Annotated in this window: 14 protein-coding genes; 13 read left to right on the top strand and 1 reads right to left on the bottom strand. The window is 37.3% G+C overall.

Features of this window, described 5'->3' with window-relative positions; genetic code table 11:
- The first annotated feature begins 303 nt into the window (after window positions 1–303).
- From OWO01_RS14045 to kduD, 4 genes are read left to right on the top strand one after another with little or no spacing between them, the layout of a single operon-like run.
- Window positions 304–939: a bifunctional 2-keto-4-hydroxyglutarate aldolase/2-keto-3-deoxy-6-phosphogluconate aldolase gene (locus OWO01_RS14045; protein WP_268781095.1), complete on the top strand. Its 636-nt coding sequence runs from the start codon at window positions 304–306 to the stop codon at window positions 937–939.
- Window positions 940–952: 13 nt separating this feature from the next.
- Window positions 953–1963 (top strand): PfkB family carbohydrate kinase, encoded by a 1011-nt coding sequence (locus OWO01_RS14050; RefSeq protein ID WP_268781096.1) that lies wholly within the window; start codon window positions 953–955, stop codon window positions 1961–1963.
- 30 nt (window positions 1964–1993) lie between these two features.
- On the top strand, window positions 1994–2824 hold the full coding sequence (gene kduI, locus OWO01_RS14055; protein ID WP_268781097.1) for a 5-dehydro-4-deoxy-D-glucuronate isomerase: 831 nt from the start codon (window positions 1994–1996) through the stop codon (window positions 2822–2824).
- 19 nt (window positions 2825–2843) lie between these two features.
- The gene (gene kduD / locus OWO01_RS14060; RefSeq protein WP_268781098.1) at window positions 2844–3626 is read left to right on the top strand and encodes a 2-dehydro-3-deoxy-D-gluconate 5-dehydrogenase KduD; all 783 of its coding nucleotides are present in this window, start codon (window positions 2844–2846) and stop codon (window positions 3624–3626) included.
- A 26-nt stretch (window positions 3627–3652) separates the two neighbouring features.
- Here kduD and OWO01_RS14065 read toward each other — a convergent pair whose 3' ends face one another.
- A complete protein-coding gene (locus OWO01_RS14065; RefSeq protein ID WP_268781099.1) occupies window positions 3653–4429 on the bottom strand; it encodes an IclR family transcriptional regulator in 777 nt (258 codons plus the stop codon).
- 312 nt (window positions 4430–4741) lie between these two features.
- Between OWO01_RS14065 and rhaM the strand changes: the two genes are divergently transcribed.
- The 9 genes from rhaM to OWO01_RS14110 all read left to right on the top strand — a co-directional run bounded on the left by rhaM (window position 4742) and on the right by OWO01_RS14110 (window position 17294).
- Window positions 4742–5065: an L-rhamnose mutarotase gene (gene rhaM / locus OWO01_RS14070; protein ID WP_268781109.1), complete on the top strand. Its 324-nt coding sequence runs from the start codon at window positions 4742–4744 to the stop codon at window positions 5063–5065.
- Window position 5066: 1 nt separating this feature from the next.
- Window positions 5067–5894 (top strand): sugar phosphate isomerase/epimerase family protein, encoded by an 828-nt coding sequence (locus tag OWO01_RS14075; protein WP_268781100.1) that lies wholly within the window; start codon window positions 5067–5069, stop codon window positions 5892–5894.
- A 22-nt stretch (window positions 5895–5916) separates the two neighbouring features.
- Window positions 5917–7008, top strand: a complete 1092-nt coding sequence (bglB, locus tag OWO01_RS14080) for a beta-galactosidase BglB (RefSeq protein ID WP_268781101.1) — start codon at window positions 5917–5919, stop codon at window positions 7006–7008.
- A gap of 208 nt (window positions 7009–7216) precedes the next feature.
- Entirely contained in the window at window positions 7217–8986 is a 1770-nt protein-coding gene (locus tag OWO01_RS14085) for a glycoside hydrolase family 35 protein (RefSeq protein WP_268781102.1), read from the top strand.
- Between the two features lie 83 nt (window positions 8987–9069).
- Complete coding sequence (locus OWO01_RS14090) at window positions 9070–10911, top strand: rhamnogalacturonan lyase (protein WP_268781103.1); 1842 nt, start codon at window positions 9070–9072, stop codon at window positions 10909–10911.
- A 20-nt stretch (window positions 10912–10931) separates the two neighbouring features.
- Window positions 10932–13187, top strand: coding sequence for a helix-turn-helix domain-containing protein (locus OWO01_RS14095; RefSeq protein ID WP_268781104.1), 2256 nt, complete (start codon window positions 10932–10934; stop codon window positions 13185–13187).
- A gap of 204 nt (window positions 13188–13391) precedes the next feature.
- Window positions 13392–14084 carry a DUF1961 family protein gene (locus tag OWO01_RS14100; protein WP_268781105.1) on the top strand — a complete coding sequence of 231 codons (693 nt, stop codon included), beginning with the start codon at window positions 13392–13394 and terminating at the stop codon, window positions 14082–14084.
- A gap of 24 nt (window positions 14085–14108) precedes the next feature.
- The gene (locus OWO01_RS14105; RefSeq protein ID WP_268781106.1) at window positions 14109–14759 is read left to right on the top strand and encodes a YesL family protein; all 651 of its coding nucleotides are present in this window, start codon (window positions 14109–14111) and stop codon (window positions 14757–14759) included.
- A 15-nt stretch (window positions 14760–14774) separates the two neighbouring features.
- Complete coding sequence (locus tag OWO01_RS14110; protein WP_268781107.1) at window positions 14775–17294, top strand: exo-rhamnogalacturonan lyase family protein; 2520 nt, start codon at window positions 14775–14777, stop codon at window positions 17292–17294.
- Window positions 17295–17944 lie beyond the last annotated feature (650 nt).

The raw sequence follows: 17944 nt of genomic DNA on the forward strand, positions 1-17944 counted from the left end.
TCAGTGTACGACTAGATAGCACCTCACTCTATTTCTTGCTCATCTGTATTCCGACCTAATTTCAAATGATATTCTTATCATCAACCATCTATAACAGAGCGAACAGAAAAAGTCGTAATTGATTTCGCTCCACTCCCGATAGTGATTGAAAATTAAAATAAAGATAAACAATCGCAAAACAACAAAAATAAAAACAAACAAAAAATAGTAGTTGAAAAAAAAGAAGTTATTGGATATAATGAACACATAGTTTCTTAATAGAAAAATTAATTTCCAAATAAGAAATAAATGAGGTGATGATTATTGAAAAAATATCATGTACTTAAACAGTTGGAGAGTCAAAAACTTGTTGCTGTTGTACGTGGGGAGACCGTTAATGAAGCTTTAGCGATATCACGGGCCTGTATTAAAGGTGGAATCAAAGCGGTTGAACTTACTTTTACCTTAAAGGGTGCGGAAGAAGCGATTGAAAATTTAGCAAAAGAATATCATGATGATCAAGATGTAGTTGTTGGCGCTGGAACGGTTCTAGATGCGAGTACGGCAAGGATTGCCATTTTAAAAGGTGCTGCTTTTATTGTGAGTCCAGGGTTTGATAAAGAAACAGCGCTTCTTTGCAATACCTATCATGTCCCATATTTGCCTGGGGCGGTGACGGTAACAGAAGTTCAAGAAGCATTAAAATATGGAGTGGACGTAATTAAATTATTCCCTGGGAGTTTAGCAGGACCGAAATATATTGCTGCATTAAAAGGACCACTTCCCCATGTGAACGTTATGCCAACAGGTGGTGTGGACGAAAACAACGTAAAGGACTGGTTAAAGCATGGTGCTTTTGCTTGCGGGATTGGCAGTAATTTAACGTCACTGAAAAAACTAGGTTCATTAGAAGCAATCGAGGAGCAAGCGAAACGCTATCGTGCGCGGATAACCGGGTAAGGTGAGGGATAAAATGAAAAATATACTTACATTTGGTGAGATTTTAGTTCGTTTATCTTCCAATCAAGGAAAACGCCTTAGCGAAGCGAACACGTTACACGTGAATTATGGTGGTGCAGAAGCGAATGTTGCGGTTTCTCTTGCTCAGTATGGTTATCGCACGTCAATATTTTCGAGGATACCAGATCACGAGATTTCCAAAGGTATTCTCCATTATTTAAAAGGTTATGATGTCAATACGAATTTGATTCAACTAAAAGGAACAAGAATTGGTACGTATTATTTAGAGGTAGGTGCAGGAAATAGGAGTTCAAAAGTTATTTATGATCGTGCACATACCAGTATTACCGAATTAACCCCAGAGGATTTAGATTATGAGACAATTTTTAAAGATCAAGAATTACTACACGTAACGGGTATTACCCCAGCATTAAGTGATAATTTAGTACAAGTAACGGAGTGTTTATTTAAAGAAGCAAAAGCAAGAGGGATCCTTATTAGTTTTGATTTCAACTATCGTGCCAAATTATGGTCAAAGGAAACAGCAGGTCAAGTGTTTAAGCGCTTACTTTCTTATGTTGATATCTGTTCATGTGCAGAACTCGACTTTATTCACTTACTTGGATATGAACAAGAGTCGGAAAGGTTAAGTTATCCAGAGCGATTAACAACTTATTATAAAAAACTATCGAAAGAATATGACAATATTGCTGTTCTTTTTTCTACAAAAAGAGAGAATCTGTCTGCTTCCACTAATCAATTGACTGGTTATTTTTACACAAAAGGTCAGTTGTATGAATCCCCTTTATTTTCAATTGATCACATTATCGATCGAGTTGGAGGGGGAGATGCCTTTGTATCGGGAGTTTTGCATGGCTATTTAAGCAATTGGAATGAGCAAAACATTATCGATTTTGCTACGGCTGCCTCCGTTTTAAAACATACGATCTTAGGAGATGCGAATATTGTTACAGAAGAAGAAGTGAACAATATGTTGAATAACGGGTCACAAATTAACCGTTAAATATAATGAACCTGAGGAGGAATTTATTTCATGGAAACACGTTATGCAACAGATCCGGAAGGGATAAAACGATTAACAACAGAAGAGTTAAGAAATCAATTTTTGGTAGAGAAGGTGTTTGTACCAGGTGAAGTAAAACTTACCTATACACACCATGATCGAATGATCTTTGGTGGTGCTACACCAACAGATAAAGCATTAACGATTAAGCTTGATCAAGAATTAGGTGTGAACTATTTCTTAGAGCGACGTGAATTAGGAATTATAAATATCGGTGGTGATGGTTTTGTTGTATTAGACGGTGAAACCTATGAAATCAATCATCGAGATGGATTGTATGTTGGAAAAGGAACCAAAGACATTCAATTCCGATCAGTCAATGCTGAAAAACCAGCAAAATTTTACTTAAATTCAACACCAGCACACCATAAATATCCAACCGTTAAATTGGATATTAACAAGATGACACCACTTGAAAAAGGCGAACCAGAGACATTAAATGAACGAAAAATCTATCAATATATTCACCCAAACAATTGCGAAAGTTGCCAATTGCAAATGGGTTATACCGTGTTGGGTAAAGGTAGTGCTTGGAATACGATGCCAGCACATACACATGAACGACGGATGGAGGTTTATCTCTATTTTGATATGGACGAGGAAACGAGAGCATTTCACTTTATGGGCCAGCCGGAAGAAACAAGACACCTTGTTTTATCCAATGAACAAGCGGTAATTTCTCCAAGTTGGTCCATTCACACAGGTGTTGCTACCAATAATTATACGTTTATCTGGGCGATGTGTGGCGAGAACATTACTTATGATGACATGGATCATGTGGAAATGAGTCAATTACGTTAATGAACAGGAGGATATTAGAATGGCAGAAAAATTAACTGATTTTTCACTAGATTTCTTTTCTTTAAAAGGGAAAGTAGCAATTGTAACAGGTGGAAATACAGGGTTAGGTCAAGGGTATGCTGTCGCTTTAGCGAAAGCGGGGGCAGATGTCTTTGTTGTTAGTTATAATACGGATTGGGATGAAACACGTGAGCTTGTTGAGCAGACAGGACAAAAAATAGCGTTCTTACAAGCGGATCTGACAGATCGATCTCAACTAAAGAAGGTGGTGGATAACTGCCTCGATACGTATGGACGCATTGATGTATTAGTAAATAATGCTGGTACAATCCGGCGTGCACCATTAATTGAATACACAGCCGAAGACTGGGATGCAGTAATGGAGATAAATTTGAATGCCGTTTACTTATTAAGTCAAGAAGTGGCAAAAGTAATGGTGAAACAAAAAAGTGGAAAAATTGTCAATATTGCTTCTATGCTTTCGTTTCAAGGTGGTAAATTTGTTCCACCATACACTGCTAGTAAGCACGCTGTTGCAGGTATAACAAAAGCATTTGCTAATGAATTAGCTGAGCACAATATTCAAATCAATGCGATTGCGCCTGGTTATGTGGCAACAGCAAATACCGCTCCGATCCGAGCAGATGAAGCGAGAAATAAAGAAATTTTATCGCGTATTCCAGCAGGGCGTTGGGCTAACCCAGCAGATCTAATGGGAACGGTAGTCTTTTTATCAAGTACAGCTTCAGATTATGTGAATGGACATATACTTGCTATTGATGGTGGCTGGTTAGCGAGGTAATTTCCTCAGGAAAAAGCAGGCATCTATTATGCCTGCTTTTCATTTTTAATGGTACTTATGATATTTTGCTTGCAAAGAAGTGTTTGTTTGATGAGATCATCAAGAACTTCATCGGTCAAACGGTATTTAGGTAAACTAACACTGATTGCTCCATAATTTGTACCGTCAATCGTTATACTACTACCAACACAAAATACTTCTAAATCATGTTCGCCATTATCAAATGCATAGCCCTGTTCTCTTACTTTTTTTAATTCATCAATAAGCATTGATTTGTCTGTAAATGTATTCTTTGTTTTTTCAATCAGCTGTATTTTATCAAGATAATTTTCAACTTCATGATCATTTAGGTCGGCTAAGACCGCTTTTCCCATTGCTGAGCAATAGAGAGGGATGGATTTACCAATTTGAGAATAAAGAGATACAGGTTTTTTGCTTTCAATCTTAGCAATGTATTTAATATGGTCTGATTCTAAAATGCCTAAATGAACCGTTTCTGTTGTGGAATGTTGCAAAGATTCGAGATGAGGTTGAGCAATTTTTTTAATGCTTAATTGCTCAACGCTTTTGTTCGCGTATTTTATTAACCGTGTACCTAGACTAAACATTTTCGTGTCAGGATCTTTTTGAACGTAACCAATCAATAATAATGTATTTAAGATTTTTAACGCTGTTGGATTTGTTAGTCCAGTATGTTTAGCAATCTCGCTTAATCGCTGGGGTTGTGGTTGTGTGGATAGATAATCAAGAATTTGATCTGCTTTTATCAGGACACCACCATAAGGTTGGCTATTGTTTACCAAGTTAAGTCCCTCCCATGGAAAAAATAAATTCGACATAATCTGATCGTATCATAAATAAATGAATAAGTCATCACGTTTTTCTTTATAAGAAATTAAATTTATTAATTGGAAACATAAGATTGTTAGACAGGAATATTTTGATCCCGGAGCAACCGTCCGTAAGCCTCCCACTTCAAAACAACAAGAATCTAGGTCGGAGTAACGGATGCTAGCACCCCGAAAGGTTCAAGGGCCTTTAGGAACAATCAGTGTAGGAATACCTAAAAACTCTCCACTGAGTGAAGTTTCACTTTATCGAAAGGAGAATGCCATCTGTTTAGAAAAGGTTTTAAAATGTATGTTTATCCAGATCAACAGAAAGAGTATTACAAGCGTCACGCAGAATTATGGCCTGAAATGGAAGAAATGCTACGTGCGCACGGTTTGATCAAATATGTGATCTTTCTTGATAAAGAAACAAGTGTATTATATGCCTATTTAGAAACTGAAAATGAAGAGCTGTGGTCGAAGGTTGCACGTACGGAAGTTAATCGAAAGTGGTGGAGCTACATGGCACCGATTATGAAGACCAATGCAGATGAAAGTCCGATTGCGGTTGATTTAAAAGAAGTCTTTTATTTAGAAGGAGAGAGATAAGGTGAATATTGGTATACGTGCTCATGATGTTGAAAATACAACGATTAAAGATTTAGCGACCCGACTAGACGATTATGGTTTACATAGTGTCCAGTTTGCGTTGCAAAAATCGATAAAAGAATTTGAAATCAAGTCAACTAGTTTAAATACCGGTTTAGCGAAATATGTAAATCACAATCTGAGAGAAGGGAACGTAGATATTGCCGTACTCGGTTGCTATATAAACATGATTCATCCAGATCTTGCTGAGCGAAAAAAAGTCATGGATTATTTCAAAGCACACCTTCGTTTTGCAAGAGATTTTGGCTGCTCAATCGTTGGTTCTGAAACAGGTGGTGTTTATCCTGAAATCATTTATACAGAAGACAATTATACGGAAGAGGCTTTTCTTGAGGTTGTAAATAGTGTTAAAGAACTTGTGGAAGAAGCAGAAAAATTTGGGGTAATGGTTGGGATTGAAGGTGGAGTCAACCACCCAATTTATAGTCCTGAACTGATGAAACGTTTGATTGATCAGGTGAAATCAAATAATCTACAAGTTATCTTTGATCCAGTAAACTATTTAACTACAGAGAATCATGAGCAACAGCACCAAGTGATCGATCAAGCTTTTGAATATTTTGGAGAAAGAATTGTAATTATCCATGCAAAAGATTATCAAATAAAAGATAATGAAGTAGTATTCGTTCCTGTCGGTACCGGTTTATTAGATTACGAGTATTTGGTGAGAAAAATTGATGCAGAGAAACCAATGATTCCAGTGCTGTTAGAGGAAACACAAGCACCTCATATTGAAAATGCTATACAACACATTAAAAAATATAAGTAAAGAAGCATGGAGGGGATTACAAATGAAAGAGATTGATAGAGAACTAGTCATAGATAAGATTGAACGGTTAGCCACTAACTTAGCAAAAATTACGGATGATACGGGGGAATACTTGCTGGATTTTGATGGTCTAATCGTGGATGACAAAAGTTGGCATGTGTGGAATTGGCCCCAAGGTGTTGGTCTGTACGGACTTTATCAATATTATCAAATGACCAAAAGTGAGAATGCACTAAAGATTTTAAAAGAATGGTTCGATCAACGTCTTTTAGAAGGATCGCCACCGAAAAATGTAAATACGATGGCACCTCTGTTAACGATGGCATACCTCTATGAAGAACAAAACATTACCGAATATCTGCCGTATTTGGAACAATGGGCGGATTGGGTAATGTATGACATGCCACGTACCGATGAAGACGGACTTCAGCACATGACTTATGGTCCAGAGAACAAAAATCAATTGTGGGCAGATACATTAATGATGACAGTTTTGCCACTGGCTAAGATCGGTCAATTGATCAATCGTGAAGACTATATTGAAGAAGCAAAAAAACAATTTTTGTTACACATAAAATATTTATCAGATAAAAAGACGGGTTTATGGTTTCATGGTTGGTCCTTTGAAGGTCATCATAATTTTGCAGAAGCGCTATGGGGGCGTGGCAACTGCTGGGCAACGATTGCAATACCTGAGATTATCGAGTTGTTAAATCTCCAAAAAGGGGAGAGCTTGTATGACTTTTTCGTTGGTACATTGGAGCGCCAAATCCAGGCGTTAGAAAAATATCAAGATGAATCAGGACTATGGCATACGCTTGTCGATGATCAAGGTTCTTATTTAGAAGCGTCTGCCTCTGCTGGTTTTGCGTATGGCTTGCTAAAAGCAATTCGCAAGCGATATGTCAATAAAAAATATTATCCAATCGCGTTGAAAGCAATCAATGGTGTAATCAATGAGATTAATGAAGCGGGTGCTTTAGAAAAAGTATCAGTCGGAACTGGCATGGGAAGCGATTTGGATTTCTATCGTGAAATTGATCAAACAACCATGCCGTACGGCCAATCCTTGGCGATTCTTTGTTTAACAGAATATCTTTATACGTATATATAGTAAACAAAGGAAAAAGCAAGAAAAATCATCGGTAAGCAAGTTTGCCGTGATTCTTTTATCCCGGAGCAACCGTCTGAGGCCGCACCAGTGGAAAGCGACCGTCTATAATTGGAGTGCCATGCAAACATCTTGTAGAAGGTCTTAAAGAACCTGGGGAACTTTCTCGGTTCTCCATTCGATAAATTGATTAGGTGAAAGGAGAGCGTTTATGCACTGTTTAATAAAAGATGATCCACATATATACATAGGGGATCAACCGATAAAAATAATTTCTGGCGCCATCCATTATTTTCGTATTGTGCCGGAATATTGGGAAGATCGACTAACAAAGATCAAACAAATGGGCTGTAATGCAATTGAGACTTACGTACCATGGAATATACACGAACCTGAAAAAGGGACCTTTCAATTTGAGGGTCAAGCAGATTTATTTGCTTTTTTAGAATTGGCGAAGAAACTGGACTTGTACGTAATCTTACGTGCTTCGCCCTATATTTGTGCGGAATGGGAATTTGGTGGACTTCCTTATTGGTTATTAAAAGACCGCAATCTACGTGTCCGATCATTAGACCCGATTTATATGAAGCATGTTCAAGATTATTTTGAGCAATTATTCCGTAGGCTGGAGTCTTATCAAATTAATTACGATGGTCCCATTATCTTAATGCAAGTCGAGAATGAATATGGCTATTTTAGTAATGAAAAGGGATATATTAAAGCATTAGTAGATCTAATGAAAAATCTTGGTGTTGTTGTACCAATCGTTACCTCTGATAGTACTCGACCAAGTATTTTAAAAGCGGGTTCCTTACCAGAGGAAGTAACACCAACTGTAAATTGTGGAACAAACCTTAAAGAACGTTTAGCTCATTTAAAAGCGTATCGACCGAATGGACCTTGGATGACGATGGAATTTTGGATTGGTTGGTTTAACGTTTGGGGAGGTCAAGAGGAAAAAAGAGCGCTTGAACCCATTTTAAAAGACTTTGATGACATGTTATCAGAAGGACATATCAATATTTATATGGCTCATGGTGGCACGAATTTTGGTTTCATGAATGGTGCGAACTATTATGAGAAAATTACAGACGATAAATTCTCTGAAACGTATGCACCAGCGACTACCTCTTATGATTATGGGGCACCGATTAGTGAAGATGGTTCGTTGAAAAATAGTTATTATGAATTTAGAAAAATAATAGAAAAATATCGTAAACATCGTCTCGATCCAATCGATGTTCCTAAGACAACGAAAACGAAAGCATATGGCACGTTTAAAGTGAAAGAAAAGGTTAGTTTGTTTCGTACCCTCGATAAAATAGCGACACCTGTTTACAGTGATTACCCATTAACGATGGAAGATGTAGATCAAGGCTATGGATATATTTTATACCGAAGCAATCTCGGACCAAGTGATTTTGAACAACGAATTAAATTAATTGATGTGGATGACCGTGCACAAGTGTATTTAAATGAAAAACATCAATGGACTGCTTATCGAGAATCGTTTCATGAAGTGAAAAAAATTCAATTAGACAATACCGTAAATAATCACCTCGATATTTTAGTGGAGAATATGGGGCGGACAAATTTTGGTCCTTATTTAAATGATCAACGAAAAGGTATTAAGAAAGCGGTTATGCTTGATGAGTACCAACAAACAGGATGGGAACATTTTTGTTTACCACTTGATAATGTAGAGGATATTGATTTTTCTGCTGCCTATTCTTCAGGTACCCCTGCATTTTATTTAGTGGAATTTGAGTTAGAGGAAATCGCTGATACGTATTTGTCTTTAAAAGACTGGGGAAAAGGCATAGCGATAATGAATGATTTTCATTTAGGGCGCTTTTATGAAGCAGGACCTCAAGAAAAATTATACGTTCCTGCACCGATTTTGAAAAAAGGTACAAATACATTAATCATTTTTGAAACGGAAGGAAAAGCGACAGGGGAAATTGAATTAGTTAGCAAATAGTAGCTTAACCAGTGGGGCAATTTAACAAATCTCCACTGGTTACTTATGGAATGCAAACAAAGATAAGTTATGGAGGGGTATACATGGCAGATTCTAATAAAGGACGCAAGTTAGAAACACTTGATCGAGGATTAGTTGCTGTGAAAACAGTGGAAGGGATTTATTTAAGTTGGCGATTATTTATCACAGAATTTACCGATGCCGAGTTCATCATTTATCGAGACCAACAACCGATTCATAAGCAAACAAATACTGAAAATACAAATTATCTAGATCGTAATGGGAAAATTGACAGCGTTTACAACATAGAAGTAAAACAAGGCGATTATACAGAAATGAGTAAGGAAGCATCTGTATTAGAACAAAACTACTTTGATATTCCAATGGATAAGCCAGAAGATGGCGTAACGCCAGACGGAAAGACGTATACCTATTCTGCAAACGACCTATCCATTGGAGATGTAACGGGAGATGGACGTTATGAGATTTTTGTAAAGTGGTATCCGAGTAACGCGAAAGACAATGCGCATGATGGTTATACAGGGAATACGCTGATTGATTGTTATACGCTTGAAGGAGAAAGATTATGGCGAATTGATTTGGGCGTGAACATTCGATCTGGTGCACATTATACACAGTTTCTTGTTTATGATTTTGATGGAGATGGTATTGCTGAACTGATTTGCAAAACAGCTGATGGTACGGTGGATGGTTTAGGTCAGATTATTGGAGATAAACAGAAAGACTATCGTAACAAAAAAGGCTTTATTCATGAAGGGGATGAGTTTTTAACGTTATTTGATGGGGAAACTGGTGCAGCCCTCGATACGATTCCCTACAAACCAGATCGTGGGGAACCCGGAAGCTGGGGAGATTATGATGGGAATCGGATTGATCGTTATCTAGGTGGTGTGGCGTATTTAGATGGAGAAAACGCCAGTGCGATTGTTTGTCGTGGTTACTATACTCGTGCTGTTATAGTTAGCTACGATGTAATCGATAAAAAACTAGTGGAACGTTGGGTAATCGATTCTGAACATGACGAACCCAAATTAGCTGGGCAGGGAGCACATTCGTTAAGTGTAGCAGATGTTGACGGAGATGGATTCGATGAAATTGTTTATGGTTCAGCTGTGATTGATCATGATGGTACATTATTATATTCGACAGGTTTTGGGCATGGAGATGCACTTCATGTCGGAGATTTTGATTTAGATAATCCAGGATTAGAAATATTTATGACCCATGAAGAAAGTCCACATGAGCACGGCTTTGAAATTCATGATGCCAAGACAGGAAAAGTATTATTTAGTATCCCATCTCCATCGGAAGACATTGGGCGAGGGGTGGCTGCTGATATTGATCCCCGTTACAAAGGAGCTCAATTATGGGGATATGCCCCTGAAGGTCATCATAGAATAGAAGAAACAGAGAGTTTTTATACAACAAAAGGTAAAGTGGTTGACGGACCTGTATTACCAGCTAACTTTGTGATTTGGTGGGATGGTGATTTGGGCCGTGAAATAGTCGATCATGAATTTAATCCAGAAATAGAAGCCGGTGTTGGAACGATTTATAAGTGGAATTGGGAAAAGGGAACGCAAGATTTATTGCTTCGTGCAGAGGGCACTTTATCTAATAATGGAACAAAAGGAAATCCGAATTTACAAGCAGATCTATTTGGTGATTGGCGGGAGGAGGTTATCTGGCGATTAGAAGATTCAAGCGCATTACGTGTCTATATGACGACAGATTATAGTCCGCATCGATTGTATGCCTTAATGCACGACAGTCAATACCGGGTAGCGATCGCCTGGCAAAATGTCGCTTATAATCAGCCACCACACCCAAGTTTTTATATTGGTTTTGATGAAGAATATATGAAGATTCCTATTCCAAGAGTACAGTTGATTGAACGGAAATAAATAAGTGGAAGGTGATTGCTTTGTGGCAGATACTACAACGATTAAAGAGTAGCACCATTCCTATGCCGAAATTTGGCGTGAGCTATTACAAGAAGCAAGTAGTTATACTGCTTATTGTCTTAAGTGTTCCTAGCTTATTAATCGGTTCAATCATACATGTGTTTGGGGTTACTCATTTAAGAGAGTCCTTGATCGATGCCCACAATCAACAAATTACGAACCAAGTCGACTATATCAATTCACAGATGCGAAGTTTGGAAATGAATTTAAATTACTGGTCACACGAGAGCTTATTTGCCCAAGATTTACACCTTATTAATTACCAACAAGAATACGAGCTTGCGTCAGAGATTCGTTCTTCATTATTTTCCAAGCAAAATGGTAATAGTTTAATTGAAAGAATTCATTTATTTGTCAATCTTGAACGACGACCGGCTGTTTTTAATCCACAATATCGATGGGTAGATGATGAAGAAAAATTATCGATCTATCAAGATTACTTGCATCATGAACATGCCTTCTATTGGACCACTCGTCATGAACTTGATGATCATGGTCATATTTTTTTCCCTTTAGTATTGGTAAAAAACATTCCTACTTACAGCTACGATCAGGACCTGAACAGTGCGTCTATCATAGTAGAATTAAATCACCAGGCAGTATTACAGATGCTTGCTGGTTTAAGTTTATCGACAGAAGGCTTCTCTTTTTTGGTTGAAGAAAATTCGGGTGTCGTAATTACAGAAGAACAAAGTGATCTTGTTTTTTATGAGGAAATAATGGCAAGTGATCATCCAACAAAGATATTACAAACAATCAATTTTAATGACATCGAATATTCCGTAAAAAAAGGAACGTTAAATCGAGTAAACTCAACGTGGACATACATTTCTGCAGTGCCTGTTTCAAGCATTACCGCTCCGATTATCAACTTATCTAGAACGATTGTGATCGCCAGTTTAGTAGTTTTGCTCATTTCCATTGTGGTTGCCAATTTAACATTTAGATCGATGTATCGCCCGATCAATAAACTTTTACAGGCGATCACAGGACACGGGAATACGCAGAAAGATGAATTAAGTTTAATAGAAGCGAACTGGTTAAAACTAAATGAAGAAAAAGAAGCATTAGAGTTTCATGCAGACATATTAAACGAAAAGCTGATTAGTAATTTATTTTTTCAACTAATAGAAGGTTACTTAAATGAAGAACCGGAAAGAGAATTGCGATTAAAATTAAAGCAATACAATGTCATAATGGATGATCGGAAAATTGCTTATGTTGATATTGCAACCGAAACGAAGAAAAACCAAAATCAATTATTGAGTATTATTGCAGAGGTTTTTCCGCTAAAACATTTTGTTATCCCTTTCAATGATCGTTTTTTTGGAATGATCGTGATAACAGAAAATGATCAAGAGTTAGAAGAAGCGGTAACGAAGCTTTATGAAAAAATCAACAATTTAGATCAATATGGGCAGGTAACGATGTATTTAAGTCAGTCTGTTTATCACGTGATTGAATTGCCACTGGCAGTAGAAGAGATAAGGCAGAGAAAGTATAAAGAATTGTTAGGTTATCGATCGATCTTGATTAAAATGCCGAAAAAAATTGAGACGAATAAAGAACCGCAAGTAATGTATCCGTTTGATACAGAGAAAAAAATTCTTGAAGCCATCGCTCAGTTTGATCACGCACTAATTAACCAATTGATCGATGATTTTATCGAGAAAATAAAGGAAGATAATGATGGATCGATTCAATACGGATTTATTCAATTATATGGAGCGATTCATACAGAAATATTAAAAAATGGTATGTACCCATTGGCTATTTATAAAGGGAAAAATATTCTTAAAGATATTTTGCAAAGTTATGATATTGGGCGACTAAAGTATTTAATTATTGATTGTATGATTAAGCCTTACCTATTAAAAATGGAGAGTAAATCATTATCCAAACAAGATTATATCGTTAAAGCGGTAACAGATTATATTCATGAAAACTACCAAGAGGATATCTCCTTGGAACAGTGTGCACAAGAATTGGGTTTTACTGCTTATACGGTAAGTAAATTGTTCAAACAAGGTAAGGGAGAAAACTTTATTGAATATTTAACACGCTATCGAATTGAGAAAGCAAAAATATTGCTTACGAGTTCAACATTGAAGGTACAAGAGGTTGCCGAAGCTGTCGGGTATCGTCACAGTTACTTTAACCGTATCTTTAAAAAACATACCAATGTAACACCGGGTAGGTATCGCAACAACGCATAGCACTTGATCAAAGATTTTTAAAGGGGATAGTTTGGTAACAATTCATCATGGGTGATTCTACTTTAGCCAATTGCCTGAAACACGAATATCAGAACTGTCCCTATGATAGAAGACAATATTCATTTGACTGCGATAACTGGTTCAATTAAAACTGATTAATTAAGCGTATCGAAATGAGCGGAAGCCCGAAGAAGGAGGTCAATGATGCAACACTTTCATTTTAAAAAAGGTTCGTTATTATATGAAAATCACTTCAAAACCATGGCAGATTTAGCGGATTTCGTGGCAGAAGGAGAAGTAGATTATCAGATTACTGATGAGGGCTTGATGCTATCTGCTAAAAAAAGCTCGGGGGTGAACGGAGATTTTTCTCATTGGTTGTTTTGGTTGAACAAAGATTTCCCAGATCGAATCATGATAGAGTGGAGTTTTACGCCAATAGAAGAACCTGGGTTATGCATGTTGTTTTTTTCGGCAACTGGTGAGCGAGGTGAAGATCTTTTTAGTGAGCACTTAAAAAAAAGAACGGGACATTATCCACAATATCATTCTAGCGATATTCACACGTATCACCTTTCTTATTTTAGACGTAAATGGCAAGACGAGCGTGAATTCTGTACATGTAATTTAAGAAAGAGCACTGGTTTTCATTTAGTTGCTCAAGGAGCCGATCCTATTCCAACCGTTGCCGACGCTAAAGAAGACTATCGATTGCGACTTGTTAAGTTTGATCACTATATCCAATTCTCGATTGATGATTTAGTTGTTCTTGAATGGGAGGATGATGGGTATACATACGGATCGCTACTTTCAGCGGGTAAGATTGGGTTCAGACAAATGGCACCGATGAAAGCGAGATATAGAAGATTACAAGTATACCAAGCGGAAACATACTAAAACATTAAAGTTGGGGTGAATGATATGAAACCAAATGGCTCCTTAGGTAAAGTTTATGGTGGGATTGAATTTATCTATCAATTGCTTTATTTGAATATTTTATGGTTTAGTTTTATGGTTATCGGTTTAGGTCTTTTTGGGATCGGACCGAGTACGATTGCTTTATATGCAACGATTAGAAAAACACTCATGAATAAAATGGGTGATGATCGTTTTACCTTTACATTTTATTTTCGTACGTATAAAGAAAATTTTGTTCGTGGTAATGTGTTAGCCATATTCATTATGCTGTTTGGCTATATCCTACTTGTTAATTATCGATATGCTTCTATTCAGCCGGAATTAATTTTTCAAATCATAAGTGGTGCAACGATTGTCATTGCTGTTTTAGCTTGTATAATCATTTCCTACATTTTTCCACTATATGTCCATTACGAACTACGCATGTATGAATATGTAACAAAAGCAATAACGCTAATGATGGGAAATTTGGTCCCAACACTGCTCAATGCGTTTTGGATAGTGATCATTGGTTATTTAAGTTATCGATTATATCCGTTCTCCTTGTTATTGGCAGTAAGTGGACTGGCCTATGGAATCATGGGGATCACGTATTCGTTTTTTACAATGAACGATCGGATGGTAGAGGAAGAGCGCAAAAACAAGACGAGTTAAATGGGGGTGCTTTTTATGAAATTACAATGGCTGGATCTACGTCCGACAAAGTTAGAAGGAGTCACCTTTGGTTATCCATGGGTAAAAGGGATGTATAAAACCATCAGTGAATTGCCTATCAATCAACAAGCTGTCCAAAGTTGGCCACTTGCATACTGGCCGGACGGAAGTATTAAGTGGTCAGGGCATGCATTTGTTACAGATGCATCGAAGCAAGATGCGAATACCTTGAATGATATGGCTGTTTTTTCCCACAATAAACTCGTTGTTGAAGAAAATTCGTCTTCTGTTAAAATCGATACTGGAAATTTAGTCATTAGCATCGCTAAACAAGGCGAAGATATTATTCAATGGATCAAAGACTACAATGGCCGCATCCTATTGTCTCAAGGACGCCTGGTGAGTAGTTTAGAATCAACAGAAGAAACGAGTAAAGGCGTACTTACAAAAAGAAAGCCATTAATTAGTAAAATTAAAAATACAATCATCGAGAAATCTGGGCCAATTCAAGCGACGATAAAAATTGATGGCGCACTAGATGAAGATGATCGCTTTTTGTTTACGCTACGCTTGATTTTCTATAAAGATAGCAAGCAAGTAAAAATGGTACATACCTTTCTCTATAATGACGAATCACTAGAAGAGCAAATAAAAGGCTTAGGTTTTCAGTTTCATCGACAACTTAGCGGTTCCTCCTTTAATCGGCATGTCAGAATCACAACGACGGAAGGGGTCTATAACGAACCCGCACAGTTATTAGCATCAAGGAGATTTAGACAATCAGAATTATATAACAAACAACTCCGCGGGGAAGCCCTTGATGTTGACAACCAAGAAATCTATCAAGAAGCATTTGGTAATGCTATATGGCAAGATTTTATGGTTACTCAACAAGCAATCGATCGTTCGTTTGTACAAAAACGAACTGATAAAACTTGTAGTTGGAAACAGATTCCAACCTTGAAAAATGCGGATGGTGTTATATATGCAGGAGATGATCATGGTGGTATTGCACTAGGAATCAAAGATTTCAAAGAGAAGTATCCTACTGGCTTTCAAGTTGAACAGATCAATGAATCGAATACAACATACAGTCTATGGTTCTATTCGCCGGAAGCAAAAGCGATGGATTTACGGCATTATTCAAAAGAAACTCATGTGGAGAGTGCTTATGAGGGATTCCCTGAAATGCGAGCAACACCTGTAGGAGTCGCGAACACATCGGAAGCATATTTGGAATTGTTTGATGAACCACCAAGTGATCAAGCATTAACAGAATTCAGTAACTATGTAGAAAGACCGACGTTAGTTGTAACAAACCCTGAATACTACTACAAAACAAAAGCTACAGGAACATGGCCTTTAGTAGATACCTCCTCTCATGCGAAAGAGTTTATTGAAAAGGCATTAGATGATTTGGTTCGTTTTTATCAGGCCGAAATCAAACAACGAGAATGGTACGGGTATTGGCATTATGGAGATGTGATGCATAGTTACGATCATGCGAGAAAACAATGGTTTTATGATTTAGGTGGTTATGCCTGGCAAAATACAGAACTAGTTCCGAACCTGTGGCTATGGTATAGCTTTTTTCGAACTGGTGATGCCAGTATTTTTCGAATGGTAGAAGCGATGACACGACATAACAGTGAAGTGGATCGTTATCATCTTGGTGAGTTTGAGGGTTTAGGTTCCAGACATAATGTAAGTCACTGGGGTTGTGGGTGTAAAGAACTGAGGATAAGCATGGCTTGTCTTTATAAATATTATTATTATTTAACAGCTGATGAACGTATGCTCGAGTTATTAGATGAGGTGAAAGATGCCGATCAAGCACTAGATCGTTTAGATCCGATGCGTGAATTTTATCAGCGGGAAGATAAGCTTACTCATGCTCGTGTTGGTCCTGATTGGGCCAGTTTAACATCAAACTGGATGAGCTATTATGAGCGTACTAGGAATCAAGTGTATTTAGATAAAATCAAGCAGAGTTTAAATGATATTAAGAAGACTCCGCATCGGTTACTCTCTGGGCCCACCTATCAATATGATCCAAAACGATCAAAAATGATTTATATGGATACGGGTAATGAAGGTGGATACCATATGATTATCGCTTTTGGGGCACCGCAGGTCTGGCTAGAGTTAGTTGATCTACTAGATGATCAGACATTCAAAAATATGGTGGCGGAATTCGGTCGCGTGTACGCCATGACTAATGAAGAAAAGCAGAAATTCTCTGGAGGGAAACTAACTAACAACCACTTTCATTGGCCAATGTTTGCAAGTGGCTTAATGGCATACAGCGCAAAATATGATCATGACCTAACTTTGGCGAAAACTGCATGGAAACATTTATTGGATCAAAAGGTAAGCGGAGTGCCATTACCGATATCACCAGTAGAAGGAACAAGTTATCGAACTTTACTCGAAATCCCTTGGATAACAACAAATGTTGTTGCTCAGTGGAGCTTAAATATATTCCTCGCATTGAGTTATGCGAGTGAGGTATTAGATGAAGTTTTTACTAATTAGGTGCGGACGCCAGCAAGCCAATTGGTCAAACTAGTGACTATAGGGAAGTTCAAACTTCCCCGTTAGAATTGAATAGAACCTGGTTGATGTAAGCAGGGAAAGACGTTGACACGCATAAGCATGTCAACGTCTTGCTTTCCTTGTAAGTTCAGAAAACTTATTTTGAAGCTGCCCTTAAATGTGTATAGGGTGAATTTTCGGCCTTTTGATATAGTATTGGGAAGGATAAGTTTTTGATATTCCAAGAGTCAGAGCCTTTATTAGTTATGAAAAAAATTCAATAATGTAAAACAACCCCAATATTAATTACACCTGTACCTACTTTTTATTTTTAAAAAGGACAATGGTGTAGATGATATTCCCCCCTATATAAATCAGATGATAACTTTTCTTAAAGAAAATAAACTACTTGTCATTGATTTGATGTCATAAGTGCAAAAAAATGATAGAAATAGAGATTTAGAGAAACTACAAACAAATTATTTAATCATTCCGGAATCGATGATCGAATCCATTTTACGAATAAGGGAGCATAGGTACTAATTGGTATCGTATTTAAGTAATTTATGAAAAATATCCCATCATTAGAAAGTGATTTTTCATCCCGGAGCAACCGTCCGTAAGACTCCCACTTCAAAAATATCAAGTTG

This window comes from Natronobacillus azotifigens (assembly GCF_026805325.1).
In the GTDB taxonomy this organism is placed as follows: Bacteria; Bacillota; Bacilli; order Bacillales; family Amphibacillaceae; genus Natronobacillus; species Natronobacillus azotifigens.